General features: G+C 73.9%; 21 protein-coding genes. 11 read left to right on the top strand and 10 right to left on the bottom strand.

Annotation, left to right across the window (positions count from 1 at the left end):
• Nucleotides 1–300: 300 nt before the first annotated feature.
• The 4 genes from HPT28_RS13205 to HPT28_RS13190 all read left to right on the top strand — a co-directional run bounded on the left by HPT28_RS13205 (nucleotide 301) and on the right by HPT28_RS13190 (nucleotide 6,815).
• Nucleotides 301–2,847 (top strand): bifunctional SulP family inorganic anion transporter/carbonic anhydrase, encoded by a 2,547-nt coding sequence (locus HPT28_RS13205; protein ID WP_219091230.1) that lies wholly within the window; start codon nucleotides 301–303, stop codon nucleotides 2,845–2,847.
• A gap of 172 nt (nucleotides 2,848–3,019) precedes the next feature.
• Nucleotides 3,020–4,981, top strand: coding sequence for an acetate--CoA ligase (acs, locus tag HPT28_RS13200; protein WP_219091229.1), 1,962 nt, complete (start codon nucleotides 3,020–3,022; stop codon nucleotides 4,979–4,981).
• A 363-nt stretch (nucleotides 4,982–5,344) separates the two neighbouring features.
• Nucleotides 5,345–5,863, top strand: coding sequence for a phage holin family protein (locus HPT28_RS13195; RefSeq protein WP_219091228.1), 519 nt, complete (start codon nucleotides 5,345–5,347; stop codon nucleotides 5,861–5,863).
• Between the two features lie 13 nt (nucleotides 5,864–5,876).
• Entirely contained in the window at nucleotides 5,877–6,815 is a 939-nt protein-coding gene (locus HPT28_RS13190; protein WP_219091227.1) for an alpha/beta fold hydrolase, read from the top strand.
• Between the two features lie 505 nt (nucleotides 6,816–7,320).
• On the opposite strand, the gene HPT28_RS13185 is transcribed toward HPT28_RS13190, so the two are convergent.
• From HPT28_RS13185 to nth, 3 genes are all read right to left on the bottom strand, one after another.
• A complete protein-coding gene (locus tag HPT28_RS13185; protein ID WP_219091226.1) occupies nucleotides 7,321–8,520 on the bottom strand; it encodes a MarP family serine protease in 1,200 nt (399 codons plus the stop codon).
• A 215-nt stretch (nucleotides 8,521–8,735) separates the two neighbouring features.
• Nucleotides 8,736–9,440, bottom strand: a complete 705-nt coding sequence (locus tag HPT28_RS13180; RefSeq protein ID WP_219091225.1) for a CoA pyrophosphatase — start codon at nucleotides 9,438–9,440, stop codon at nucleotides 8,736–8,738.
• Nucleotides 9,437–10,306 carry an endonuclease III gene (nth, locus tag HPT28_RS13175; protein ID WP_219091224.1) on the bottom strand — a complete coding sequence of 290 codons (870 nt, stop codon included), beginning with the start codon at nucleotides 10,304–10,306 and terminating at the stop codon, nucleotides 9,437–9,439. The genes HPT28_RS13180 and nth overlap by 4 nt, the downstream gene beginning before the upstream one ends.
• A 225-nt stretch (nucleotides 10,307–10,531) precedes the next feature.
• Here nth and HPT28_RS13170 point away from each other — a divergent pair, with 225 nt between their 5' ends.
• Nucleotides 10,532–11,206: a Crp/Fnr family transcriptional regulator gene (locus HPT28_RS13170; protein ID WP_219048882.1), complete on the top strand. Its 675-nt coding sequence runs from the start codon at nucleotides 10,532–10,534 to the stop codon at nucleotides 11,204–11,206.
• Between the two features lie 78 nt (nucleotides 11,207–11,284).
• Here the strand turns inward: HPT28_RS13170 and HPT28_RS13165 are convergent, their stop codons facing one another.
• Both HPT28_RS13165 and HPT28_RS13160 read right to left on the bottom strand, forming a co-directional pair.
• Nucleotides 11,285–12,115 carry an MBL fold metallo-hydrolase gene (locus HPT28_RS13165; protein WP_219091223.1) on the bottom strand — a complete coding sequence of 277 codons (831 nt, stop codon included), beginning with the start codon at nucleotides 12,113–12,115 and terminating at the stop codon, nucleotides 11,285–11,287.
• Nucleotides 12,112–12,978: an NUDIX hydrolase gene (locus HPT28_RS13160; RefSeq protein WP_219091222.1), complete on the bottom strand. Its 867-nt coding sequence runs from the start codon at nucleotides 12,976–12,978 to the stop codon at nucleotides 12,112–12,114. Before HPT28_RS13160 ends, HPT28_RS13165 begins: the two co-directional genes overlap by 4 nt.
• A 114-nt stretch (nucleotides 12,979–13,092) precedes the next feature.
• Between HPT28_RS13160 and HPT28_RS13155 the strand changes: the two genes are divergently transcribed.
• Nucleotides 13,093–13,266, top strand: a complete 174-nt coding sequence (locus tag HPT28_RS13155; RefSeq protein ID WP_219091221.1) for a hypothetical protein — start codon at nucleotides 13,093–13,095, stop codon at nucleotides 13,264–13,266.
• 79 nt (nucleotides 13,267–13,345) lie between these two features.
• On the opposite strand, the gene HPT28_RS13150 is transcribed toward HPT28_RS13155, so the two are convergent.
• Genes HPT28_RS13150 through HPT28_RS13140 form a run of 3 tightly spaced genes read right to left on the bottom strand, consistent with a single transcriptional unit; the run spans nucleotide 13,346 to nucleotide 15,595 of the window.
• Nucleotides 13,346–13,939, bottom strand: coding sequence for a DUF4291 domain-containing protein (locus HPT28_RS13150; protein ID WP_219091220.1), 594 nt, complete (start codon nucleotides 13,937–13,939; stop codon nucleotides 13,346–13,348).
• Nucleotides 13,940–13,991: 52 nt separating this feature from the next.
• Nucleotides 13,992–14,594 carry a DJ-1/PfpI family protein gene (locus HPT28_RS13145; RefSeq protein ID WP_219091219.1) on the bottom strand — a complete coding sequence of 201 codons (603 nt, stop codon included), beginning with the start codon at nucleotides 14,592–14,594 and terminating at the stop codon, nucleotides 13,992–13,994.
• Nucleotides 14,591–15,595, bottom strand: coding sequence for a GlxA family transcriptional regulator (locus HPT28_RS13140; RefSeq protein ID WP_219091218.1), 1,005 nt, complete (start codon nucleotides 15,593–15,595; stop codon nucleotides 14,591–14,593). Before HPT28_RS13140 ends, HPT28_RS13145 begins: the two co-directional genes overlap by 4 nt.
• Before the next feature lie 100 nt (nucleotides 15,596–15,695).
• On the opposite strand from HPT28_RS13140, the gene HPT28_RS13135 reads away from it, so the two are divergent.
• Entirely contained in the window at nucleotides 15,696–16,400 is a 705-nt protein-coding gene (locus tag HPT28_RS13135) for a class I SAM-dependent methyltransferase (RefSeq protein ID WP_308119202.1), read from the top strand.
• 71 nt (nucleotides 16,401–16,471) lie between these two features.
• Nucleotides 16,472–17,434 carry a PhzF family phenazine biosynthesis protein gene (locus HPT28_RS13130; RefSeq protein WP_219091217.1) on the top strand — a complete coding sequence of 321 codons (963 nt, stop codon included), beginning with the start codon at nucleotides 16,472–16,474 and terminating at the stop codon, nucleotides 17,432–17,434.
• A 204-nt stretch (nucleotides 17,435–17,638) separates the two neighbouring features.
• Here the strand turns inward: HPT28_RS13130 and HPT28_RS13125 are convergent, their stop codons facing one another.
• Complete coding sequence (locus HPT28_RS13125) at nucleotides 17,639–18,130, bottom strand: MarR family winged helix-turn-helix transcriptional regulator (RefSeq protein WP_257578529.1); 492 nt, start codon at nucleotides 18,128–18,130, stop codon at nucleotides 17,639–17,641.
• Nucleotides 18,131–18,254: 124 nt separating this feature from the next.
• Here HPT28_RS13125 and HPT28_RS13120 point away from each other — a divergent pair, with 124 nt between their 5' ends.
• From HPT28_RS13120 to HPT28_RS13110, 3 genes are read left to right on the top strand one after another with little or no spacing between them, the layout of a single operon-like run.
• Nucleotides 18,255–18,992, top strand: coding sequence for a (2Fe-2S)-binding protein (locus tag HPT28_RS13120; RefSeq protein WP_257578528.1), 738 nt, complete (start codon nucleotides 18,255–18,257; stop codon nucleotides 18,990–18,992).
• Nucleotides 18,993–18,994: 2 nt separating this feature from the next.
• Complete coding sequence (locus HPT28_RS13115) at nucleotides 18,995–19,975, top strand: xanthine dehydrogenase family protein subunit M (protein ID WP_219091291.1); 981 nt, start codon at nucleotides 18,995–18,997, stop codon at nucleotides 19,973–19,975.
• Nucleotides 19,975–22,191: a xanthine dehydrogenase family protein molybdopterin-binding subunit gene (locus HPT28_RS13110; protein WP_219091216.1), complete on the top strand. Its 2,217-nt coding sequence runs from the start codon at nucleotides 19,975–19,977 to the stop codon at nucleotides 22,189–22,191. Before HPT28_RS13115 ends, HPT28_RS13110 begins: the two co-directional genes overlap by 1 nt.
• Nucleotides 22,192–22,296: 105 nt before the next feature.
• On the opposite strand, the gene HPT28_RS13105 is transcribed toward HPT28_RS13110, so the two are convergent.
• Complete coding sequence (locus HPT28_RS13105) at nucleotides 22,297–23,268, bottom strand: oxidoreductase (protein ID WP_219091215.1); 972 nt, start codon at nucleotides 23,266–23,268, stop codon at nucleotides 22,297–22,299.
• Nucleotides 23,269–23,318 lie beyond the last annotated feature (50 nt).

Raw genomic sequence — 23,318 nt, 5'->3', positions numbered from 1 at the left:
CCGCAGGCGCTGCCGCCGTGCCGTTCCCCTCACACCGTGTACCAAGAAAGTCGCACGGTGTGATTTGTGGATCAGTATGACAAACCGATGAGCAGCCTCCTTTTCACCCGTGAGAAGGAATGCGAGGCCACGCGACCGCTGATCGCTTTCGCCGCTCTTTACCTTGCCTTACGCTCCGTTTACCGAATCTTGAGCGTCACCAGACAGACACACACCGTGACCCACGTCTGTGTTGTGCGCCGCCCGGCCGCCACCGTGGCCGGGCGGCGCACAGCCGCGACCGAAGACGGAGAGGGATCGATGTCCGACCACACCCGCGCGCCCGGCCTCAGCACACTTCCGGCCGCCCCACCTCCCCGACCGCCCGCCGCCGCCCCCCGCGGAGCCGACCTCTCGGCGTCCATCGCCGTCTTCCTGGTGGCCCTGCCGCTCTCCCTCGGCATCGCGCTCGCCACCGGCGCACCGCTCCAGGCCGGTCTGGTGGCCGCCGCCGTGGGAGGCATCGTCGCAGGGTGGCTGGGAGGAGCCCCGCTCCAGGTCAGCGGCCCCGCCGCGGGGCTCACCGTCGTCACGGCCGAGCTGATCCAGGTGTACGGCTGGCGGACGACGTGCGCGATCACGGTGCTCGCCGGGCTCACCCAGTTCGCCCTGGCCCATCTGCGCGTGGCCAGATCGGCGCTGATGGTCAGCCCCGCGATCGTGCACGGCATGCTCGCGGGCATCGGCGTGACGATCGCCATGGCCCAGCTCCACATCGTCCTCGGGGGCAGTCCGCAGAGCTCCGTCGTCGACAACCTCAGGCAGCTGCCCGAGCAGTTGTCCGATCCCCACCCGGCCGCCCTGTCGGTCAGCGCGCTCACCATCGCCGTCCTGCTCGCCTGGCCCCGGCTGCGCGGACGGTTCGGCCGACTGCGGCGCATCGTCCCGGGACCGCTCGCCGCCGTCCTCCTCGCCACCGGCTTCGCCTTCCTCGCGCCGCTGGAGCTGCCCCGGGTGGACCTGCCGTCCTGGCGCAGCCACGCCCTGCCCGAGCTGCCGCAGGGTCCGGTGCTCGGCCTGCTCGCGGCGGTCCTCACCGTCACCCTCGTGGGGAGCGTCGCCTCACTGCTCTCGGCCTGCGCCGCCGACAAGCTGGCCACCGCGCGCGTCCGGCGCACCGGCGAGCGCCCCCTGCCCCGCGCCGATCTCGACCGGGAGCTGCGCGGCCAGGGTGCGGCCAACATCGTCTCCGGGTCCCTCGGCGGGCTGCCGATCGCCGGCGTCGCCGTGCGCAGCACGGCCAACATCCAGGCCGGTGCCGTCAGCCGCAACTCCACCATCCTGCACGGCTGCTGGATCGCCCTGGCCGCAGCGTTCCTGGGCGGGCTGCTGGAGCCGATCCCGCTCGCCTCGCTGGCCGCGCTGGTCATGGTCGTCGGTGTGCAGATGGTGAACATCACGCATCTGCGGACCGTCACCCGGCACCGGGAGGTCGTCGTCTACCTCCCCACCGTGGCGGGGGTGGCGCTTCTCGGCGTCCTCGAGGGGGTGGGTATCGGCATCGCCGTGGCCGTCGGCGTCGCCCTCCACCGGCTGACGCGCACGCGGATCATCCACTCCGGCCCCGGCGTCCCGGAGGACCCGGCCCGGGGCGACGCAGCCCGGGGCGACGCGGCCCTTGGCGACGCGGCCCACGGCGACGCGGCCCTCGGCGACGCGGCCCACGGCGACGCGGCCCACGGCGACGCGGCCCACGGCGACGACGCGGACGCAGGCCGCGACGGCGAACGGGGCGGGGACGGAAGCGGCGCGTGCGGTGCCACGCGCGGCTGCCGGGGCGAGGAGCCCGGCCGGACGCACCTGATCACCGTCCGGGGCCAGCTGACGTTCCTCGCCGTGCCCCGGCTGAGCCGGACGCTGGCCCAGGTACCGCCGGGCGCCGACGTCCGGGTAGAGCTCGACGGCTCGTTCATGGACCACGCCGCCTACGAGGCCCTGCAGGACTGGCGGGCGAGCCACGAGGCGCACGGCGGAACGGTGGAGATCGCCGGCCGTGCCGGGGCCCGGATCGCCGAGCCGTCCGCCACCCACCACTGCACACCGTGGACGCCGTGGCGCAACCATCAGTGCACCCGCCCCGGCCCGGAGCACCCGGGCGCGGGAGGCCCGCCCAAGCGGCACGGGCAGCTGCTGGGCGGCGTGCGCAACTTCCAGCGGACGACCGCCCCACTCGTCCGAGCGGAGCTGGCCCGGCTGGCCCGGGACGGACAGCGCCCCTCCCAACTGTTCCTGACCTGCGCCGACTCCCGTCTGGTCACCAGCATGATCACGTCCAGCGGTCCGGGTGACCTGTTCACCGTGCGGAACATCGGCAACCTCGTTCCGCTGCCCGGAACCGCGGCCCAGGGCGCGGCCGGGGATCACTCGGTGGCCGCCGCCCTGGAGTACGCGGTCCACGTGCTCCGCGTCGGGGCCATCACCGTCTGCGGGCACTCCGGCTGCGGAGCCATGCAGGCGCTCCACACCGGCGCCACCGCCGAGGACGCCGACACGCCGCCCGGCGCGCTCGCGCACTGGCTGCGGCACGGGCAGCCGAGTCTGGAGCGGCTGGCCGCGCAGAACGGTTCGGCACCGCGCCTGGCGGACCGGCCCGTGGCGGACGAGCTGGAGTCGCTGTGCCTCACCAACATCGTCCAGCAGCTCCACCACCTGCGAGCCCACGCGTGCGTGGCGCAGCGCGTCGCCGAGGGGGCGCTGGAGCTGCACGGCATGTACTTCCACGTCGGCGACGCCCAGGCCTACGTACTGGACGCGACGGACGGCACGACGGGGCGGGCGGCGGTCTTCACGCCGGTGCGGGCGGAGTGAAGAGGCCGCCCTCACGCCGCCGGGCGACCGTCCGCGGACCGTTCGGCCGGGCCGCTCGACCACTTGGCGCAAGAGGTCTAAACCAATTTCCGGGAAACCCTTGTCACACCACCTGGCCACCTGCTGAGGTATGAGCTGGGACACAGCGCACACCCCGGGAAAGGGAGATGCCGTGAGCAACGAGAGCCTGGCGAATCTGCTCCACGAGAGGCGCCGATTCGAGCCCCCGGCCGAGCTGGCCGCAGCCGCGAACGTGACCGCAGAGGCCTACGAGCAGGCGCGGCGCGACCGGCTGGGGTTCTGGGCGGAGCAGGCCCGCAGGCTGAGCTGGGCCACCGAGCCGACCGAGACGCTCGACTGGTCGAACCCGCCGTTCGCGAAGTGGTTCAAGGACGGCGAGCTCAACGTCGCCTACAACTGCGTGGACCGGCACGTGGAGGCCGGGCACGGGGAGCGCGTCGCCATCCACTTCGAGGGCGAGCCCGGGGACAGCCGCGCGATCACCTACGCCGAGCTCCAGCGCGAGGTCTCCAAGGCGGCCAACGCGCTCACCGAGCTCGGCGTGCGCGCGGGCGACCGGGTGGCCGTCTACCTGCCGATGATCCCGGAGGCCGTGTACGCGATGCTGGCCTGCGCCCGCATCGGCGCACCGCATTCCGTCGTGTTCGGCGGCTTCTCCGCCGACGCGCTGGCCACCCGCATCCAGGACGCCGACGCCCGCGTCGTCATCACCTCCGACGGCGGCTACCGCAAGGGCGCGGCCAGCGCGCTGAAGCCCGCCGTGGACGAGGCGCTGACGCGCCCCGGCACGGAGGGCGTCGAGCGGGTCGTCGTGGTCCGCCGCACCGGCCAGGACGTCGGCTGGACCGAGGGACGCGACCTGTGGTGGCACGAGCTGGTGGACGGGCAGAGCGAGCAGCACACGCCCCAGCCGTTCAACGCCGAGCAGCCGCTGTTCATCCTCTACACCTCCGGCACCACGGGGAAGCCGAAGGGCATCCTGCACACCAGCGGCGGCTACCTCACCCAGACGGCCTACACCCACCACGCGGTGTTCGACCTCAAGCCCGAGACCGACGTCTTCTGGTGCACCGCCGACATCGGCTGGGTGACGGGCCACTCCTACATCGTGTACGGCCCGCTGGCGAACGGCGCCACGCAGGTGATGTACGAGGGCACCCCCGACTCCCCGCACAAGGGCCGCTGGTGGGAGATCGTGCAGAAGTACGGCGTCACGATCTTCTACACGGCTCCCACGGCGATCCGCGCCTGCATGAAGTGGGGCGACGACATCCCGGCCAAGTTCGACCTGTCCTCGCTCCGCATCCTCGGCTCGGTCGGCGAGCCGATCAACCCGGAGGCCTGGATCTGGTACCGCGAGCACATCGGCGCCGGCCGCACGCCGATCGTGGACACGTGGTGGCAGACGGAGACGGGCAGCATGATGATCAGCCCGCTCCCCGGGGTCACCGCCACGAAGCCGGGATCCGCCCAGGTGCCGCTGCCGGGCATCGCGGCGACGGTCGTGGACGACGAGGCGGCCGAGGTGCCCGACGGCAGCGGCGGCTACCTCGTGCTGACCGAGCCGTGGCCGTCGATGCTGCGCACCATCTGGGGCGACGACCAGCGCTACCTGGACACCTACTGGTCCCGCTTCGAGAACCGCTACTTCGCGGGCGACGGCGCGAAGAAGGACGAGGACGGCGACATCTGGCTGCTGGGCCGGGTGGACGACGTCATGCTCGTGTCCGGGCACAACATCTCCACCACCGAGGTGGAGTCGGCACTCGTCTCGCACCCCGCCGTGGCCGAGGCCGCCGTCGTCGGGGCCACCGACCCGCAGACGACGCAGGCCATCTGCGCGTTCGTCATCCTGCGCGGCTCGGCGGCCGAGAGCGAGGGCCTCGTCGGCGAGCTGCGGGCCCACGTGGCCCACGAGCTCGGCCCGATCGCCAAGCCGAAGCGCATCATGGCCGTCGGCGAGCTGCCGAAGACCCGCTCCGGGAAGATCATGCGGCGGCTCCTGCGGGACATCGCGGAGGACCGCGACCTGGGCGACACCACCACGCTGACCGACCCCTCGGTCATGCAGCTCATCCAGTCGAAGCTGCCGAGCGCGGCCAGCGAGGACTGAACCGCGACCGCCGCTGCCACCGCAGGCCTCCCCGGCTGGAGGGCGGCGTCGGCTGCGTCACCGGGGTGTCCGGGGTGTCCGCGCTCCGGACACCCCGCCCGCGTTCGCCGGCGTTTCGCCCGCGCTCCGCAAGCGGGTCGGACGAGCTCCGGAAGGGTTCCGGATTGACCGGTTTCCGGGCGGTACGGGTGGACGCGGGCCCCCCGGGCCCGCCGTCCCGGCTTCGTCGGCGTGCCGAAACGCGGAGCCCGGACGCATCGGCCGGCGGCCCCGTCCGGCATGCTGATACCCGGGTACTGCGCGGTAGCGGCGGGCCCGCCTGACGAGTCGACACGCTGAGAAGTCAGCCAGAGGGAGTGAGCGATGAGCGGTGCCCAGGACGAACGCAGCCTCGGTGAGTTGGTCGCCTCGGCCGCAACCGAGTTGTCGGCGCTGGTGCACGAGGAGATCGCGCTGGCGAAGACGGAGATGAGGCAGTCCGTCTCGCGCGGCGTCGCGGGCAGCGGCGCGATCCTCGTCGCGGGCGTGCTGGCGCTCTTCTCGCTTCCGGTGTTCAGTTTCGCGCTCGCGTACTGGCTGGAGGCGTGGTGGAAGATCCCGCTGGCGGTGGCGATGGCCATCGTGGGCGGTCTGATGCTGCTGTTCGCCGTCCTGTGCGGGCTGGCGGCGAAGTCGCTGCTGAAGAAGATCCAGGCGCCGAAGCGCTCCATGGCCTCGGCCCGGGAGTCGGCGTCGGTGCTGACGAAGGCCAAGCCGCACCCGCGGCCCGCGGGCTCGGCGCGGTCCTCGCGGGAGGCGGCGTCCCTCACCTCGGCCCAGCGGGAGCCGGAGCGGGAATCCGCCCTTCCGGCCGGGACGGGCGGGAAGTCGTCCGGGAAGTGACAGACTCGTCCCCATGACCGCCCCCGCATCACCCGGCCCGTCCGTCCCAGCGCTCGACGGTCCCTGGACACACCGGGACGTCGCCGCCAACGGCGCCCGCTTCCACATCGCCGAGCTGGGCGAGGGCCCGCTGGTGCTGTTCGTGCACGGCTTCCCCCAGTTCTGGTGGACCTGGCGCCACCAGCTGACGGCCGCGGCGGAGGCCGGGTACCGGGCCGTCGCCATGGACCTGCGGGGCGTGGGGGGCAGCGACCGCACACCGCGCGGCTACGACCCGGCGAACCTCGCGCTCGACATCACCGGTGTCGTGCGGTCGCTCGGCGAGCCGGACGCGGCGCTGGTCGGCCACGATCTGGGCGGCTATCTGGGCTGGACGGCGGCGGTGATGCGGCCCAAGCTGATCCGGCGGCTCGCCGTCGTCTCGATGCCGCACCCCCGGCGCTGGCGGGCGGCGATGCTGCGTGACGTCAAGCAGAGCGCCGCCGGTTCACACGTCTGGGGGTTCCAGCGGCCCTGGGTTCCGGAGCGGCAACTCGTCGCGGACGAGGGCGCGCTGGTGGCCCGGTTCGTACGGGAGTGGTCCGGGCCGCGGGTCTTCGAGGCGTTCGACGACGAGGTCCTCGACATCTACCGGCGGGCCATGTGCATCCCCTCGACCGCGCACTGCTCGGTGGAGCCGTACCGCTGGCTGGTGCGTTCGCTGGCCCGGCCGGACGGCGTGCAGTTCTACCGCCGGATGAAGCGGCTCGTGCGGGTGCCGACCCTGCATCTGCACGGCTCGCTCGACCCGGTCGTGCGGGCCAGAAGCGCGGCCGGTTCGGGCCAGTACGTGGAAGCGCCGTACCGCTGGCGGCTGTTCGACGGCCTCGGGCACTTCCCGCACGAGGAGGACCCGGCCGCCTTCAACACCGAGCTGATCGACTGGCTCAGGGACCCCGAGCCGGACCGCTAGCCGCCCCCGGCGGAGCGGCCGGGCGGCGCCCCCGCCGGAGCACCCCGGTGACGGCCGGACGACGCGTCCCCGGCAGGGGGTGCCCGACGCGCCCCGGCGGCCACATGCGTCGCACATGTGCCCGGAGCATGAGCCGATTGGGTGGTCGTTGAGCGGTTACCGGCCCCCGGGCGCGGGCACAGTCCGGGGTATGGGCTGGACACAGGACCAACGCGACGTGTCTCGCAACATCCGCGGCAGGGTAGCCGGTTCCCGGCTGGCCGCACGTTCCGCGCATCATCCGCGCGCGTTCCGCGAGCCACAGCCCGGGCAGGCGCCGGGCATCGGGATTCCGCGCATTCTCGGGCGCCGGGCCCGCTGGGTCGGTGCCCGGCTACGGCATCCGCGCACCTGAGCACGCCCGAAGGGCGCCCAAGAGCCTGACACGCGGTAGAGCGCCCGAGCAGCCACACGGCGGCGTCCATGCCCACACCCACGGGCGGCGCGGCAGGGCGGGAGCCCGGCGTCACATCGCGCAGCCCTGGCTGTCCACGGGCTTCTGCACGGCGCGCCCCCGGGTGATGTTCTCGCGCACCTCGTCGAGCGTGAGCGCGTAGCCGGTGTCCGGGTCGTCCAGCGACTTGGCGAAGACGACGCCGTACACCTCGCCCTCCGGAGTGAGCAGCGGGCCGCCCGAGTTGCCCTGCCGGACGACGGTGTAGAGGGAGTAGACGTCGCGGCGGACGGTGCCGCGGTGGTAGATGTCGGGGCCGTCGGCCTGGACCCGGCCGCGCACGCGGGCGGAGCGGGCGTCGAAGCCGCCGTTCTCGGGAAAGCCGGCGACGACGGCGCCGTCTCCGGTGGTGGCGTCGCCGTCGGCCAGCTCCAGCGCGGGGGCGTCCAGGCCGGGCACGTGGAGGACGGCGATGTCGCGCTCCCAGTCGTACAGGACGACGCTCGCGTCGTAGAGCCGTCCCTCGCCGCCCACCTGCACGGTGGGCTCGTCGACGCCGCCGACAACGTGCGCGTTGGTCATCACCCGGTCGTCGTGGAAGACGAAGCCGGTGCCCTCCAGGGACTTGCCGCAGCTCGGGGCCGTCCCGGTGATCTTGACGATGGACTCCTTCGCCTCGGCCACGGCGGGGCCGGCGGCCAGCGCGGGGTCAGGTGAGGGGACGTTGGTGATCGGCTCGGCGGTGAAGGGCGAGAAGACCTGCGGGAAGCCGTTCTGCGTGAGGACGGAGCCGAAGCCGGTGAACCAGGTGGTCGCCTGGCCGGGCATGGCGCGGGAGACGCCCTGGAGCACGGCGGAGCTGCGGACCTCGCGGCCGAGCGTGGGCAGGGACGTCGTCGCCAGGGCCGAGCCGAGCAGCCAGGCGACGAAGAGCATGGCCACGACGTTGACGAACGCGCCGCCCGTGGCGTCCAGGGCCCGCGCGGGGGACCAGGTGATGTGGCCGCGCAGCCGGTTGCCCAGGTGCGTGGTGAACGCCTGCCCGATGGACGCGCAGACGATGACGATGACGACGGCGGCGATGGCCTGCCAGGTGCCGGCGGCGGCGCCGTCGCTGAGCTCGCTCCACAGCGGCGGCAGCAGCACGACGGCGACGAGCCCGCCGCCGAGGAACCCGGCCACCGACAGCACGCCCACGACGAAGCCCTGGCGGTAGCCGATGACGGCGAACCACAGCGCCGCGAGCAACAGCAGGATGTCCAGCACGTTCACCGCATCACCCTCGCCTCGTTCGCCGTATCGGCCGGTTGCCGTTCGTCGGTGGTCTTCGCATCAGCAGCACCGTAAGCATCATCGGGCACCGCTGCATCGCGAGCCCCGGGCACCGAACCCGGAGCCCGGCCGGACCAGGCCCGGGGCCAGGGCCGGGAGGCCGGGGCCCGGGGCCCTCGGCGGCCGAAGGCGGGCGTGCGGGTGCGGCGGACCGTTCAGGAGCGCCAGTCGAGCGGTATGCCGCGCGTGCGGTCCCAGGGGCGCTCCCAGCCGGCGAAGTGGAGGATGCGGTCGATGACGCCCGCCGTGAAGCCCCACACGAGGCTGTCGCGCACCTGGAAACAGGGGCCACGGTAGCCGCTGGGGTGCAGGGCCGTGGCGCGGTTGGCCGGATCCACCAGCTCGGCGACGGGGACGGTGAACACCCGTGCCGTCTCGCCGACGTCCACCACCTGCACCGGGCTGCGCTCGCGCCACCAGCCGAGCACCGGGGTGACGACGAATCCGCTGACCGGAATGTAGAGCTTGGGCAGCACCCCGAAGACCTGGACGCCCGCCGGGTCGAGCCCCGTCTCCTCCTCGGCCTCGCGCAGGGCGGCGCGCACGGGGCCGTCCCCCAGCGGGTCGCCGTCCTCCGGATCGAGGGCACCGCCGGGGAAGGACGGCTGGCCCGCGTGCGAGCGCAGGCTCCCGGCCCGCTCCATCAGCAGCAGCTCGGGGCCGGGCCGCCCGTCGGCGTCCGAGACCTCGCCGAACAGCACCAGCACGGCCGACTGCCGCCCTCCGGTGGGCGGCGGCAGGAAGCGGCTGAGCTGTTCGGGTCGCAGGGAGGCGGCGGCGTCCGCGACGGGCGTGAGCCACCGCGGGATGCCGTCCGAGCTGACGACGACGGGCGCGCCATCCGTGCCGGGTACCCTCACCGCGCCTCCCGCGGCCGGGCGGCCCGCTCGGCGGAGGGGCCGGGCGCGGGCTGCCCCGGGTAGTCGGCCGGGGGGCGCAGCCGCTGGCCGGGCTGGCCGCCGAGCTCGTACTTCAGCAGCTTCCGCGCCTTCTCCGGGTCCGTCTCGCCCTCGCCGTAGGCGGGGCACAGGGCGGTGATGGGGCAGACCCCGCAGGCGGGGCGCCGGGAGTGGCAGACACGGCGGCCGTGGAAGATCGTGCGGTGCGAGAAGTCCGTCCACTCCTTCTTCGGGATGATCTCGGCGATCTCGGCCTCGACGCGCTCCGGGTCGGTCTGCTCGGTGAGGCCCCAGCGGCGTACGAGCCGCCCGAAGTGGGTGTCCACCGTGAGCCCGGGGACCCCGAAGGCGTTCCCGAGGACGACGAAGGCCGTCTTGCGGCCGACGCCGGGCAGGCTGACCAGGTCCTCCAGCCGGCCGGGGACCTCGCCGTCGAAGCGGTCCCGCAGGGCGGCGGAGAGGCCGATGAGGGACTTCGTCTTGTTCCGGAAGAAGCCGGTGGGGCGGACGAGCTCCTCCAGCATCTCGGGGTCGGCCGCCGCCATGTCCTCCGGCGTGGGGTAGGCGGCGAAGACGGCGGGCGTCGTCTGGTTGACGCGCAGGTCGGTCGTCTGGGCGGAGAGCACGGTGGCCACGAGGAGCTGGAACGGGTTCTCGAAATCCAGCTCGGGATGGGCGTAGTAGTAGACGTCGGCCAGCTCGCGGTTGATGCGACGCGCCCGGCGCACCATCCCGAGCCGCGTCTCCGGCTTCGTGCGGCGGCTCCCCGCCCTCCCCCGGTTGGCGGTGCCGCGTTCGCCCACGGCGGAATCACCGGAAGCGCTCACCCGTCCGGCCCCCTCTCCTGTGCTCTGGCTGGGCTGCTGACCACCCGGCCAGCCTACGGGGACGCGCCGACATTCGCCGGTGGCCCGGGTCGATCCCTGCCCGTTCACACCCCTGCCTCACACTGTGAAGGCCCGGTGCGTCAAACTTGTGATTGATCGCACTGTTTCAGACGTCCGGCATCATGGGCCCGTACCCTCATGCGCAGGTCGACAAGGAGAAAACTCGTGGACGACGTTCTGCGGCGCGCCCCGCTTTTCGCGGCGCTCGATGAGGAGCAGGCGGCTGAGCTGCGTGCCTCCATGACCGAGACGACGCTGGCCCGCGGAGAGGCCCTTTTCCACGAGGGCGACCCCGGTGACCGGCTCTACGTCGTCACCGAGGGCAAGGTGAAGCTGCACCGCAGCTCCCCCGACGGCCGGGAGAACATGCTCGCGGTCCTCGGGCCCGGCGAGCTGATCGGCGAGCTGTCCCTCTTCGACCCCGGCCCCCGTACGGCCACGGCCAGCGCGCTCACCGAGGTGAAGCTGCTCGGCCTGGGCCACGGCGACCTCCAGCCCTGGCTGAACGTGCGCCCCGAGGTGGCCTCCGCCCTGCTGCGCGCGGTGGCCCGTCGGCTGCGGCGCACCAACGACTCCATGTCGGACCTCGTCTTCTCCGACGTGCCCGGCCGCGTCGCCAAGGCGCTGCTGGACCTCTCCCGGCGCTTCGGCGTGCAGTCCGAAGAGGGCATCCACGTCGTGCACGACCTCACGCAGGAGGAGCTGGCGCAGCTCGTCGGCGCTTCCCGGGAGACGGTCAACAAGGCGCTCGCCGACTTCGCCAGCCGTGGCTGGCTGCGGCTGGAGGCCCGTGCGGTGATCCTGCTGGACGTCGAGCGGCTGGCCAAGCGCTCCCGCTGAGCCGGACGCCCGGCTGACAGGCGGCCGACTCCCGCGGGACGGACGCCACCCGTCAGACGCGCGGAACGGGCGCCGCGGTCAGATCAGCCCGTGCTCGGCCAGGTAGTCGAGCTGCGCCCGGACGGAGAGCTCGGCCGCGGGCCACAGGCTGCGGTCGACGTCCGCGTAGACCTGCGCGACGACCTCCGGCGCCGTGCGGAAACCGTTCTCCACGGCGGTCTCCACCTGGGCCAGCCGCTTCGCGCGATGCACCAGGTAGTAGTCGACGGCGCCCTGCGCGTCCTCCAGGGCCGGGCCGTGCCCCGGCAGGATCGTCGTCACGCCGTCGTCCACGGCCAGGGAGCGCAGCCGGCGCAGCGAGTCCAGGTAGTCACCGAGCCGGCCGTCCGGGTGCGCGACGACCGTCGTCCCGCGACCCAGCACGGTGTCGCCGGTGAGGACGGCCGCGTCGGCCGGCAGATGGAAGCTCAGCGAGTCCATCGTGTGCCCCGGCGTGGGCACGACGTGCAGCTCCAGGCCGCCGGTGGTCACCACGTCCCCGACGCCCAGCCCCTCGCCGCCCAGGCGCAGCGCGGGGTCGAGGGCGCGGACGTTCGTCCCGGTCAGCTCGGCGAAGCGGGCGGCGCCCTCCGCGTGGTCGGGGTGGCCGTGGGTCAGCAGCGTGAGCGCGACCCGCTTCCCCGCCCGCTCGGTCATGGCGACGACCTCGCGCAGATGCCCCTCGTCCAGCGGCCCCGGGTCGACGACGACGGCGTCGCGGGCGTCCGGCTCGGCGAGAATCCAGGTGTTCGTACCGTCCAGCGTCATCGCGGAGGGGTTGGGCGCGAGCACGCAGGTCGCCCGTTCGGTGACGGGGCCGGTGACCACGGCTCCGCGCGGCTGCCCGGGAAGCTCGGCGGCGTTCGTCATACCCGGAAGATCCTCTTCTCGAACTCCTCGTGCCCCGGCCAGGAGAGCACGATCTCCTCTCCGTCCAGTGTGGCCCGGGCCAGCACCGGCGTCAGATCGCGTCCGGCCGCGGCGGGGAGGGCCTCGTCGGCCGAGCCGAGCACGGCCAGGTCGCGCAGGGTGGCGATGGTGGGCGGCATCATCAGCAGCTCGCCCCGGTCGTAGCCGGCCGCGGCCTCGGCGGGGGTGGTCCACACCGTCCGGTCGGCCTCGCTCGACGCGTTGCGGGTGCGCTGGCCCTTCGGCAGGACGGCGGCGAAGAACCAGGTGTCGTAGCGCCGCTCCTCGAACTCCGGCGTGACCCAGCGCGCCCAGGCGCCGAGCAGGTCGCCGCGCAGCACGAGGTCGCGGCGGGCCAGGAAGTCGGCGAAGGACAGCTCCCGGGCGACGAGGGCGCGGCGGTCGGCCTCCCAGTCCTCCCCGGTGGTGTCGGCGACGACGGACTCGGCGTCCGGGCCCGCCAGCAGCACGCCGGCCTCCTCGAACGTCTCCCGCACCGCCGCGCACACGATGGCCTGGGCCTCCGCAGGGCTCACGCCGAGCCGCCCGGCCCACCACGCGCGGTCCGGTCCGCCAAAGCGGATCTCCGCCTCGTCCCGCGGGTCCACAGCACCGCCGGGGTAGGCGTAGGCGCCGCCCGCGAAGGCCATCGAGGTGCGGCGCCGGATCATGTGGACCTGCGGGCCCTCGGCCCCGTCCCGCAGCAGCATCACGGTCGCGGCCCGCTTCGGCTCGACGGGGGTGAGCTCGCCACGCTGGTGGGCGCGGATGCGCTCCGGCCACGACGCCGGGTACCACTGGCCGTTCCGGCCGTTGTTCGCCATGGGCGGATCGTACGACCCCGGGGCCCGAAGATTCGAGCGTGCGAGCGAAATGACCCGAGATGCCGGACTGCTCCGTTCGGGGGACAGTGGAGGGACGACGAGGAGGGGCAGGCCATGTCCAAGAAGCACCGGCAGAACCGCGACGGCTTCACCGAGCAGGAGAACTCGAAGAACACCGCCTTCCAGCAGCGCACCCGGCAGGCGATGCGCGAGGCGGGGGGCGGCGGCAGCGCCAAGCACCACGGCAAGACGCAGAAGGCCACCGTCAAGCACCGCGGCACCCGCTGACCCCACGCCCCGACCGGCGCCCGCCGGGGCCGCCCGCAGCGGCTCCGCGCATCGCCCCGCGACGGCCGGCCCGGGGCGTTCAGCCGCCGAGGTGGGACAGCAGCCCCGGCGGCGTCGGGTACGGCCGCTCGTCGGGCAGCAGCGCCCGCGCGCCCTCCACGTCCCCGCCCCGCACCCGGGCGTGTGCCTCCCGGGCGAGCGGGGTGACGTCGCGGATGCCGACGATCCACTCGTCCGCGTAGCGCCGCACCGCCTCCCCCGACAGGCCCAGCTGCAGCGAACGGTACGGCAGTGGGCGCAGGTGGACGTCGCGTTCCGGGTCCCACTGCACCCGTGTCGGTGCCGCCGCCAACGCGCGCCGCCACGACGCGCGGTCCCCGTGCAGCCCGGCGGCGTGGTGCGACAGGCACGCCTCCCGCAGCGCCCACTCGAAGCCCGCGCGCGTGATCTCCACCGCGAGCACGGTCTCCTGGCCCGCCTTGGCGCCCCAGCCGCAGCGGTACATCATCCACAGGAACGAGGGCTTGACCCACGTCATCCGATCCCGCTTCCAGCTCGCCGGGAAGCGGCCGTCCCGCGCCGCCGGGACGCCGATGTGCGGCGCGTACGCCTGGTGGACGGTGACGGTGTCGGCCGTGTGGACCGCCCGTATCTCACGTATGGCCTCGCTCATGCGGCCACCCTTCCCCGGGCCGCCGCCGCGCCGCCACCGGATTCCCCGCGCGTCAGCAGGGCGCGTCGGCGACGTACGGCGGGGCGGGGTCGTACTGGATGGCGCGGCGCACGGCGCGGGCGTGCTCCCGCCCGTACAGGCGCCCGACGAGCCACAGGGCGCTGTCGATGCCCGCGGACACGCCCTGGCTGGTGAGCAGGTTGCCGTCCACGACGTAGCGGGCGTCCCGCACGACCGTCACGTCGCCGAGCCCCTCGAGTTCGTCCTCGTGCGCCCAGTGCGTGGCCACGCGGCGCCCCTGCGCCGGGCCCGCCGCGTGCAGCAGGAAGGCGCCGGTGCACACGCCGTGCACCCAGTCCACCTGTTCGGCGGTCTTGGCGATCCACTCGGTGACGACGGGGTTGTGCGGCTGCGTCAGGCGCGCGCCCTCCCCGCCGGGAACGAGAAGGACGTCCAGCGGCGGGTGGTCGTCCAGGCTGTGGTCGGGCAGGATCCGCATGCCGCGCCTGCAGCGCACGGGGCCGCTGCCCTCGGCGACGAGCACCGCGGCGTCGCCCTCTCCGCGGAGGACGGCGGACGTGTGGAAGACCTCCCAGGGGCCGGTGAAGTCCAGTTCCTCGGCATCGTCGAAGACGAGTACGCCGTACGTGGTCATGCGGAGGTCCTCTCGTTGGCGGGGTGGACGGGCTCGGGGGCGAGGGTGGACCGGAATCGCTCCCGGTACTCGGAGGGCGCGACGCCGATCCGGCGGTGGAACGCCCGGCGCAGGGTCTCGGCCGTGCCGAAGCCGTGGCGGCGGGCGATGGCCTCGACCGGTTCGTCGCCCTCGGCGAGGGCGCGCTGCGCCGCCTCGACGCGCACCCGCTCGACGTAGGTGCCGGGCGGGACGCCGAGCTCGGCGGTGAACCTGCGTTGCAGGTGACGGGGGCTCAGCCCGGCGACGGCGGCGAGCTCGGCGATGCCGTGCCGGGCGCCGGGGTCGGCGTGGACGGCGGCGAGCGCGGCCCGCAGCGGTTCGGTCGCGGGCTGGCGCGACCACAGGGCCAGGCTGAACTGGGACTGGTTGCCCGGGCGGCGGAGGAAGAGCACCAGCTCGCGGGCGGCGGCGTGGGCGGCGTCACGGCCGAGGTCGTCCTCGACGAGGGCGAGCGCCAGATCCATTCCGGCCGTCACCCCGGCCGACGTCCACACGTCGCCGTCCCGGACGAAGACGGGATCGCAGTCGACGTGGACGGCCGGGTACTCCCGGGCCAGCTGGTGCTCACGGGCCCAGTGCGTGGTGGCACGGCGCCCGTCGAGCAGCCCCGCGGCGGCGAGCAGGAACGCCCCGCTGCACACCGAGGTGACCCGGCGGGCACCGGCCGCGGCCGCGGCGATCCAGCCGACCAGTGCCGCGTCGTCCCGCGCCCGGTCGACGCCCTCCCCGCCGACGACGACGAGGGTGTCCGTCCCGGTCGGGTCGAGCTCGCCCACCCCGTGCCCGGTGTGCAGGAGCAGCCCGCTGCTCGACCGCACGGCGCCGGCGCGGGCCGAGACGACCGCGCACTCGTACGCCCCCGACCGCGCGGCGGCGTGCTGGAACACCTCGTGCGGGCCCACGAGGTCGAGCGGCTGGAAGCCGTCGAAGACCACGAAGACGATGCGGCGCTGATTCACCCCCCAACCGTCGCCCGCCCCGGCTGATGGCGTCAACGACATCCACCCCACCGTTCGCGCCATGCCGGGCGTCGTCACACCCGAGCCGTAGGGTGGCACCGTGCCCACAGCGGGGCCGGCCGCGGGGGAAACCACGGGAGCGGAGATGCGGGACGAGGAGCTGGCCGCGGCGCAGCGCGAGCACTGGCGGCGGACGTACGCCGACCACCCCGGCATGTACGGCGACGAGCCCTCCGCACCCGGCCGGTACGCCGCCGCCGTCTTCCGCGCCGCGGGCGCCCGGCGAGTGCTGGAGCTCGGCGCGGGCCACGGCCGCGACGCCCTCTTCCTCGCGCGGGAGGGGTTCGCCGTGCACGCCACGGACTTCAGCCCCACCGGCCTGGACCAGCTGGCGGACGGCGCCGACGCCCTCGGCCTGGCCGGGTCGGTGACCACGAGCGTCCACGACGTCCGCGACCGGCTGCCCCTCGCGGACGACGCGGTCGACGGCGTCTTCGCGCACATGCTGCTGTGCATGGCCCTGACCACGGACGAACTCGTGCGGCTCGTGGGCGAGATCGGCCGCGTCCTGCGCCCCGGCGGCACGTTCGTCTACACCGTCCGGCACACCGGCGACGCGCACTACGGCACCGGCACCGCCCACGGCGGCGGCATCTTCGAGCACGGCGGCTTCGCGGTGCACTTCTTCGACCGGGCCCTGGTCGACACCCTCGCCGAAGGCTGGCGCCTCGACGAGGTGCACGCCTTCGAGGAGGGCGAACTGCCCCGCAGGCTGTGGCGCGTCACCCAGACCCTGCCGGGCTGAGGGCCCGGGCTCGACGACGGAGAAGGGCCAGTGAGCACCACCGCAAGAAACCGAGACGCCAGGGGCCACCGATGAACACAACACCCGAACCGCCCGCACCCTCCGCGACGCCCGCACCCTCCGTGACGCTCGCACCCTCCGTGACGCTCGTGCACACCTGTCTGCGCGACGGCGCGGGCGGCAGCCCCACCGCCGTGGTGGTCGACGAGGAGGAGTGGCCGGACGCGGCGCGCCGCCGCGTTCCCGCGGAGAGCGGTGCCTCGCACGCCGTCTTCCTCCGGGTACGGCACGAGGCGTCCCGGGAGCCCACGGTGGACCTGCGCTTCTTCACCGCCGAGGGGGAGCTGCCCGCGTGCGGCCACGGAACGGTGGCCGCGCTGGCCTTCCTCGCCGACCGCGCCGGGCCCGGGGGACGGCTCCGGGCCACCGTCCGCACGGCGCGGCGCGCGTTCGAGGGCTGGTCCGTACGGGACGGCGACCGCGTCACCGCCGCCTTCGACCCGGGCCCGGTCGGCCTGCGCGGGCCCACCGACGACGAGCGCGAACTCGCCCTGTCCGCGCTGGGTATCCCGTCCGGACAGGCGGGGCGGGACGCGGCACCGCAGGCGTCCCGGGAGCCGGGGTGGGGCATGCGGGTGGCCGGCGTGGGCCGGGAGCGGCTGCTGGTGCCGGTGCCCACGCGTGCGGCCCTGGCGGCCCTGCGGCCGGATCTCGACCGTCTCCGCGAGGGCTGCGACCGGCTCGGCCTGCTGGGCGCCTACGTGCACTCCCCGCCGTCCGGCGCGGGCCGGCTGGCCGCGCGCATGTTCGCGCCGTCGATCGGCGTGCCCGAGGACATCGCCAACGCCAACAGCACCGCCTGTCTCGCGGCCCACCTCGCCGGGCGGGGCGTCACCGAGATCGCCGTGGACATGGGTGACGCGCTCGGCAGCCCGGCGACGATCACGGCCTCGGCGGTGCCGGGGCCGTGGGGCCCGCGCATCTGTCTGGGCGGCAGCGCCCGGATCGGCGAGGCGGCGCGGTCCGCCGGATGAACGGGCCGGTGGTGTGGGCTGGTTCACTACACGGCACAGCCCGTCGAAGGGCGCAGCGAGGCAGCCCTGGGAGCTGGGGCCCCGGGGAGCTTGTTCCCAGGGTTCGGCGATTCCGTTCCTGACACGCTGTCCGACCACTCGAGGCAGCCAGAGTGGAGATTCTCTCCGACTCGCGTGATCCGTGCCTGGGCGGCGATCCGCCCGTCAGGTCGCCGAGGCCCCCCGGAACGGCGCGAGGACGCTCCGGCCCCCGTCGACCTCCTCCGCCATCGTGTGGAAGGTGGTGGAGCAGCGGCCGAGGAGTTCGATCAGCAGGCCGCGCTCCTCGGCGGTGAAGGCGTCCCCGAGCCGGCGTTCGATGCGCACCGCGGCCGCGTCGGCGGTGGCGAGGGTCTCCTCGCCGGCCTCGGTGAGCCGGGTCTCCGTGGCGTTGCGGTGGTAGGGGTGCGGGGTCCGGACTACGAGCCCCTTGCCCTCCAGGTTGGACAGGATCGTCGCGACCGTCTGCGGCGTGACGAGGCAGAGGCGGGCCAGGGCCGCCGCCGACGCGCCCGGGTTCTGCGCCAGCACCACCAGAACCGTGTACTGGGCGACCGTCAGCCCTGCGGGTTTCAGCGCCGCCTGCTTGAGCGCGATGAGCTCCTGCTCGACCCGTTTGACGTGGTGCCCCAGGCGTTCCGTGACTGGCATCTGCATGGCCGCATAGTACTCACCGAGCACATCAACAGAGTATTGGCCTTAAGTAGAACGCAGGCTACTGTGTGAGTGCTGCTCGCCCGCCGTGAATGCCGGGCGACCGTGAAACCTGTGGGGATGCTCTATGGCGTTACAGCACACGGAGAACTCGAACAGCCGGACGCAGACGGAGGACCCGCCACCGCCCGCGGAAACCGCGGAGGCGACGGAAGCGGCCGACGCCGACGGCATGGGCTCCGCCCCGCCGCCGGACGGCGTGGACCGCCGGACCGTCCTGGTCGCCGGGGCGTCCGTAGGCGCCGGCGTGGCCGGCGCCGCCGCGCTGCTCTCCCCGGCGGAGGCCGCCGCCCGCGACCGGGACGACGACGGGGAGAGCGGCGGCAGAGGCGAACCGCCCCGCACGGCCACCGTGACCCTCACCGTCAACGGGCGCACCCGCGACGTCGACGTCGACATCCACACCAGCCTGCTGGACGCGCTGCGAGAACGGCTCAAGCTCACCGGACCCAAGAAGGGCTGCGACCAGGGTGCCTGCGGGGCCTGCACCGTCCTCGTCGACGGCAGGCGCACCGTGTCCTGCCTGACCTTCGCCGTCATGTACGAGGGCCGCGAGGTCACCACCGTCGAGGGCCTGGCCGCGAACGGCCGGCCGCACCCGCTGCAGAAGGCGTTCGTCGAACAGGACGGTTTCCAGTGCGGGTTCTGCACACCGGGCCAGATCGTGTCGGCCGCGGGGCTGCTCGCCGAGTCCCCCGACGTCCCCGCCGAGCAGGTGCCCGAGCTGATGAGCGGCAACCTCTGCCGCTGCGCCGCCTACCCCCATATCGCCGACGCCATCGCCCAAGCGCGGAAGGAGATGTGACCGTGCGGCTGTTCCACTACTCCCGGCCACGCGACGTGGCGGAGGCGGTCACCCTCCTCTCCGCGGAACCCGACGCCCGCGTCGTCGCGGGCGGCACCGACCTCGTGACCCTCGTCCGGGACGGCGTCCGCGCCCCGTCCCACCTCGTCGACATCGGCGGCCTGCCCCTCGACGAGGCCGAGTGGCTGCCCGACGGCGGCGTCCGCATCGGCGCCCTCCACCCCAACGCGCCCCTCGACTCCGCGCTGCGCGAGCGGTACCCGCTGCTGGCTCAGGCCCTCGCCTCCGGCGCCTCACCGCAGATCCGCAACATGGCCACCTTCGGCGGCAACCTCCTCCAGGGCGTGCGGTGTCCCTACTTCCGGCTGCCCGAGTACGCCTGCAACCGGCGCGACCCCGGGTCCGGCTGCGCCGCCCTCGACGGCGACAGCTCCCACCACGCCGTCCTCGGCACCAGCTCCCGCTGCGTCGCCGTCCACCCCTCCGACCTCGCCGTCGCCCTCCAGGCACTCGACGCCACCGTGCGCCTCGTGGGCCGCGGCGGACGGCGGCGCGGCATCCCCATCGACGAGCTGCACCGGCTCCCCGGCAACACCCCGCACCGCGAACACGCCCTGAGGCACGGCGAACTGATCGAGTCGGTGGAGCTGCCGGCCCAGCCGAAGGGGCGGCGCTCGCACTACCTCAAGTTCCGCGACCGGGCCTCCTTCGCCTTCGCCCTCGTCTCCGTCGCCGCCGTCCTCGACGTCCGCGGCGGGACGGTGCGGCACGCCCGCGTCGCCCTGGGCGGCGTCGCGCCCAAACCCTGGCGCTCCCGCGCCGCCGAACGCGAACTCACCGGCGCGCGGCTGACCGACGCGGCCGTCACGGCCGCCGCCGAGGCCGCCGCCGCGGAGGCCCGGCCGCAACCCGACAACGCGTACAAAGTGGAACTGCTGCGCCGCTGCGTCCGGCGGGCCCTGACCGAGGCGGGAGGCCGCTGATGGCCACGTGGGAAGAGCCGCTCGGCGCGGCGCTCGACCGGGTCGAGGGACGCGACAAGGTCACCGGACGCGCCGTCTACTCCGGCGACGTCAAGGTGCCCGGCATGGCGCACGCCGTCATGGTCACCAGCACCGAGTCCGCGGGCCGGATCCGGCGCATCGACACCCGTGCCGCCCTCGCCGCCGACGGCGTCCTCGCCGTCCTCACCCACCGCGACCGGCCCGCGTGGAAGGGCACCCCCGACATCCCCTACAGCGCCGAGCCGCGCATGCCCCTGGAGGACGGCCGCGTCCTCCACGCCGGACAGCCCCTCGCCCTCGTCGTCGCCGAGAGCCTGGAGCAGGCCCGGCGCGCCGCCGCCCTCGTCCGCGTCCACTACCGCACCCGGAAGCCCGTCCCCACCCTCGACGACGCGCTCCCCGACGCCTACACGCCCACCGGCCCCTACCTCGTCCTCGGCGACCCCGACTCCCTGCGCGGAAAGCCCGAGCGCGAACTCGGCGACGCCCCGGTCACGGTGGCCGCCGAGTACCGGACGTCCACGATCTCGCACACCCCCATGGAGCCCTCCTCCACCCTCGCCGTCTGGGAGAAGCCCGACCAACTCACCCTCTACGACTCCAGCCAGGGCGTCTTCCGCCACCGCCCCGCCATCGCCACCGCCTTCGGCCTCCCCCTCGACCGGGTCCGCCTCGTCTCCTCGTACGTCGGCGGCGGCTTCGGCAACAAGTCCTTCGTCTGGGCGCACACCTACCTCGCGCCCCTCGCCGCCCAGGCCGTACGCCGCCCCGTCCGGCTCACCATCGACCGCAAGCAGGTCTTCACCGGCACCGGACACATGCCCGAGACCCTCCAGACCGTCCGCATCGGCGCCGACCGCGACGGCCGCGTACGCGCCCTCACCCACGACAGCGTCAACCCGACCTCCTTCGTCGTCGACCGCCACGAGACGACGACGGCCTGCACCCGCGTCATGTACCCCGTCCCGCACCTGCGGACGACGACCAGGGTCGCCAAGGTCAACACCAGCACCTCCGGCGCCATGCGCACCCCCGGCGACAGCCCCGGCATGTTCGCCCTCGAGTCCGCCATGGACGAACTGGCCCACGCCACCCGCCTCGACCCCGTCGAGCTGCGCCGCCGCAACTACGCCGAGGTCCGCCCGTCCGACGGCAAACCCTGGGCCGGCAACCGGCTCCTGGAGTGCTACGACCTCGGCGCCCGCGTCTTCGGCTGGGACCGGCGCGACCACAGCCCCGGCTCCATGCGGGACGGCGACGACCTCGTCGGCTGGGGCATGGCCTCCGCCATCCGCGTCGAACACCGCGCCCGCGCCCGGTCCGTGGTCGAGATCCGGCGCGACGGCACCGCCGAAGTCCGGGCCGGCACCGTCGAGATCGGCGGCGGTACCCTCACCACCCTCGTCCAGGTCGCCGCCTCCGGCCTCGGCATCGACCCCGCCCGCGTCAGCATCCGCGCCGGCGACACCGATCTCCCCGAAACCGCGCCCACCTTCGGCTCCCGCACCTCCGGCAGCACCGGCAGCGCCGTCCACCTCGCCGCCGCCGACGCCCGCCGCATTGCCGTACGCCTCGCCGTCGCCGACCCCGGCTCACCGCTGCACGGCCTCGCCGAGGAGGACGTCGACGCCGAGAGCGGCCGCCTCTTCCACCGCGACGACCGGGACCGGGGCGAGACCTACGAGGCCCTCATGTCCCGCCACGGCAAACGCACCCTCCGCGGCGAGGGCGACTACAACCCCGCCGCCGACTCACCCCACGCCCTGTCCACCTTCGGCGCCCACTTCACCGAGGTCCGCATCGACCGCGACCTCCCCCGCGTCCGCGTCACCCGTCACGTCGCCGTCTTCGACTGCGGCCTCGTCCTCAACGCCAAGACCGCCCGCAACCAGGCCCAGGGCGGCATCATCTACGCCCTCGGCGCCGCCCTCATGGAGAAGCTCACCCTCGACCCCGTCTCCGGCCGCATGGTCAACCCCGCACTCACCGACTACCACGTCCCCGTCCACGCCGACATCGGCACCATCGACGCCCGCTTCGTCGGCCAGGCCGAAACCGACGTCAACCCGCTGGGCGCCAAGGGGCTCGGCGAGATCTGCGCCGTCGGCGTCGCCCCCGCCGTCGCCAACGCCGTCTTCCACGCCACCGGCCACCGCGTCCGCACCCTCCCCCTGACCCCGGACAAGCTCCTCTGACCCCATCGGCCCGGGCCCGGGCCGCCCTCCCCGCGCCCGGGCCCGGCCGCTGACCGCTTCCACCGAGCACGGCGGAAACGTCCCCCGGCTCCCCGGGCTCGGACGTCAGCCGTGGACGGGGGGCGCCCCCGTGGCCGTGAGAGACGACTCCCAGAGCCGGGAAGCCGAGCCGGGGTCGATGCCGTATGCGCGGACGCCGCCCTCATCCATGGGCTGACCGGGGGCAGCGACACGCGAGACATCGCAGTCCTCGAGATAGAGCCCGCCCAGGCCGTCGAGCAGCGGAGAGGTGGCCGCCCACAGGCCGGTGGCAGCACCCTGGGAAGGCGACTTGAAGTCGGCACCGATCACGTTGCCGTGCTCGTCCACCCATCCCCGGTCTACCTGCTCCCGGAGCGTCATCTCTCGCTGCAGCCCGGTCATGATCTTGCCTGGGTGAAGAGCGAAGGCCCGGATGCCGTCGTCGCGCCCGAGAATGTCGAGCTGTACGGCGAACAGGATGTTGGCGGTCTTGGCCTGCCCGTAGGCCAGCCACTTGTCGTAGCCGGTACGGAAGTGCGGGTCGTGCCAACGGATATCGGTCAGGACGTGTCCGGCGGAGCTGTTGACCACGACGCGTGCGCCGTCGGCGGCCGCCAGGAGCGGGTAGAGCTCGCAGGCGAGCACGAAGTGCCCGAAATGGTTGACCGCGAGCTGGCCCTCCCAGCCGGGCCCCACACGCCGCTCCGGGGTTGCCATGACGCCCCCGAGGGCCATCAGGAGGTCGAGCCGCTCGGCCGAGCGCCTGATCCGCAGGGCGGCGGCGCGAACGCTTCCGGGGTCGGCCAAATCCATGGGGATGATCTCGCAGCGCCCCACGTCCGCGAGCGCGGTACGGGCGAGGTCGGGTCGTCTCGCAGGAACGATGACCCGGGCCCCGGCGGCTGTCAGGCTCCGGGTGGTCTCCAGACCAAGCCCGGAGTAGCCCCCGGTCACGACGGCGGTCACCCCGGAGAGGTCGTGACCGGCCATCACGTCCACAGCCGTACTCGCTGCGGTGAAGGACGAGTCGAGAGGCTGCTGCTGAGTGGAAGTCATGTCGCCGACGCTACGATCTAGAGCAAGGTCTAGATCAAGCCCTAGACTTC

This window comes from Streptomyces sp. JJ38, from assembly GCF_019303475.1.
Lineage (GTDB): Bacteria > Actinomycetota > Actinomycetes > Streptomycetales > Streptomycetaceae > Streptomyces.
This window is presented reverse-complemented; position numbering and strand designations above follow the sequence as displayed.

What these genes read in the sequence shown, in the direction of transcription:
- HPT28_RS13190 (WP_219091227.1), top strand. Translation starts at nt 5,877, where the DNA reads ATGACCGCCCCCGCATCACCCGGCCCGTCCGTCCCAGCGCTCGACGGT.
- HPT28_RS13105 (WP_219091215.1), bottom strand. Translation starts at nt 23,268, where the DNA reads ATGACTTCCACTCAGCAGCAGCCTCTCGACTCGTCCTTCACCGCAGCG.
- HPT28_RS13195 (WP_219091228.1), top strand. Translation starts at nt 5,345, where the DNA reads ATGAGCGGTGCCCAGGACGAACGCAGCCTCGGTGAGTTGGTCGCCTCG.
- HPT28_RS13155 (WP_219091221.1), top strand. Translation starts at nt 13,093, where the DNA reads ATGTCCAAGAAGCACCGGCAGAACCGCGACGGCTTCACCGAGCAGGAG.
- HPT28_RS13110 (WP_219091216.1), top strand. Translation starts at nt 19,975, where the DNA reads ATGGCCACGTGGGAAGAGCCGCTCGGCGCGGCGCTCGACCGGGTCGAG.
- HPT28_RS13205 (WP_219091230.1), top strand. Translation starts at nt 301, where the DNA reads ATGTCCGACCACACCCGCGCGCCCGGCCTCAGCACACTTCCGGCCGCC.
- HPT28_RS13120 (WP_257578528.1), top strand. Translation starts at nt 18,255, where the DNA reads ATGGCGTTACAGCACACGGAGAACTCGAACAGCCGGACGCAGACGGAG.
- HPT28_RS13165 (WP_219091223.1), bottom strand. Translation starts at nt 12,115, where the DNA reads ATGACGAACGCCGCCGAGCTTCCCGGGCAGCCGCGCGGAGCCGTGGTC.
- HPT28_RS13160 (WP_219091222.1), bottom strand. Translation starts at nt 12,978, where the DNA reads ATGGCGAACAACGGCCGGAACGGCCAGTGGTACCCGGCGTCGTGGCCG.
- HPT28_RS13145 (WP_219091219.1), bottom strand. Translation starts at nt 14,594, where the DNA reads ATGACCACGTACGGCGTACTCGTCTTCGACGATGCCGAGGAACTGGAC.
- HPT28_RS13125 (WP_257578529.1), bottom strand. Translation starts at nt 18,130, where the DNA reads ATGCAGATGCCAGTCACGGAACGCCTGGGGCACCACGTCAAACGGGTC.
- HPT28_RS13150 (WP_219091220.1), bottom strand. Translation starts at nt 13,939, where the DNA reads ATGAGCGAGGCCATACGTGAGATACGGGCGGTCCACACGGCCGACACC.
- HPT28_RS13130 (WP_219091217.1), top strand. Translation starts at nt 16,472, where the DNA reads ATGAACACAACACCCGAACCGCCCGCACCCTCCGCGACGCCCGCACCC.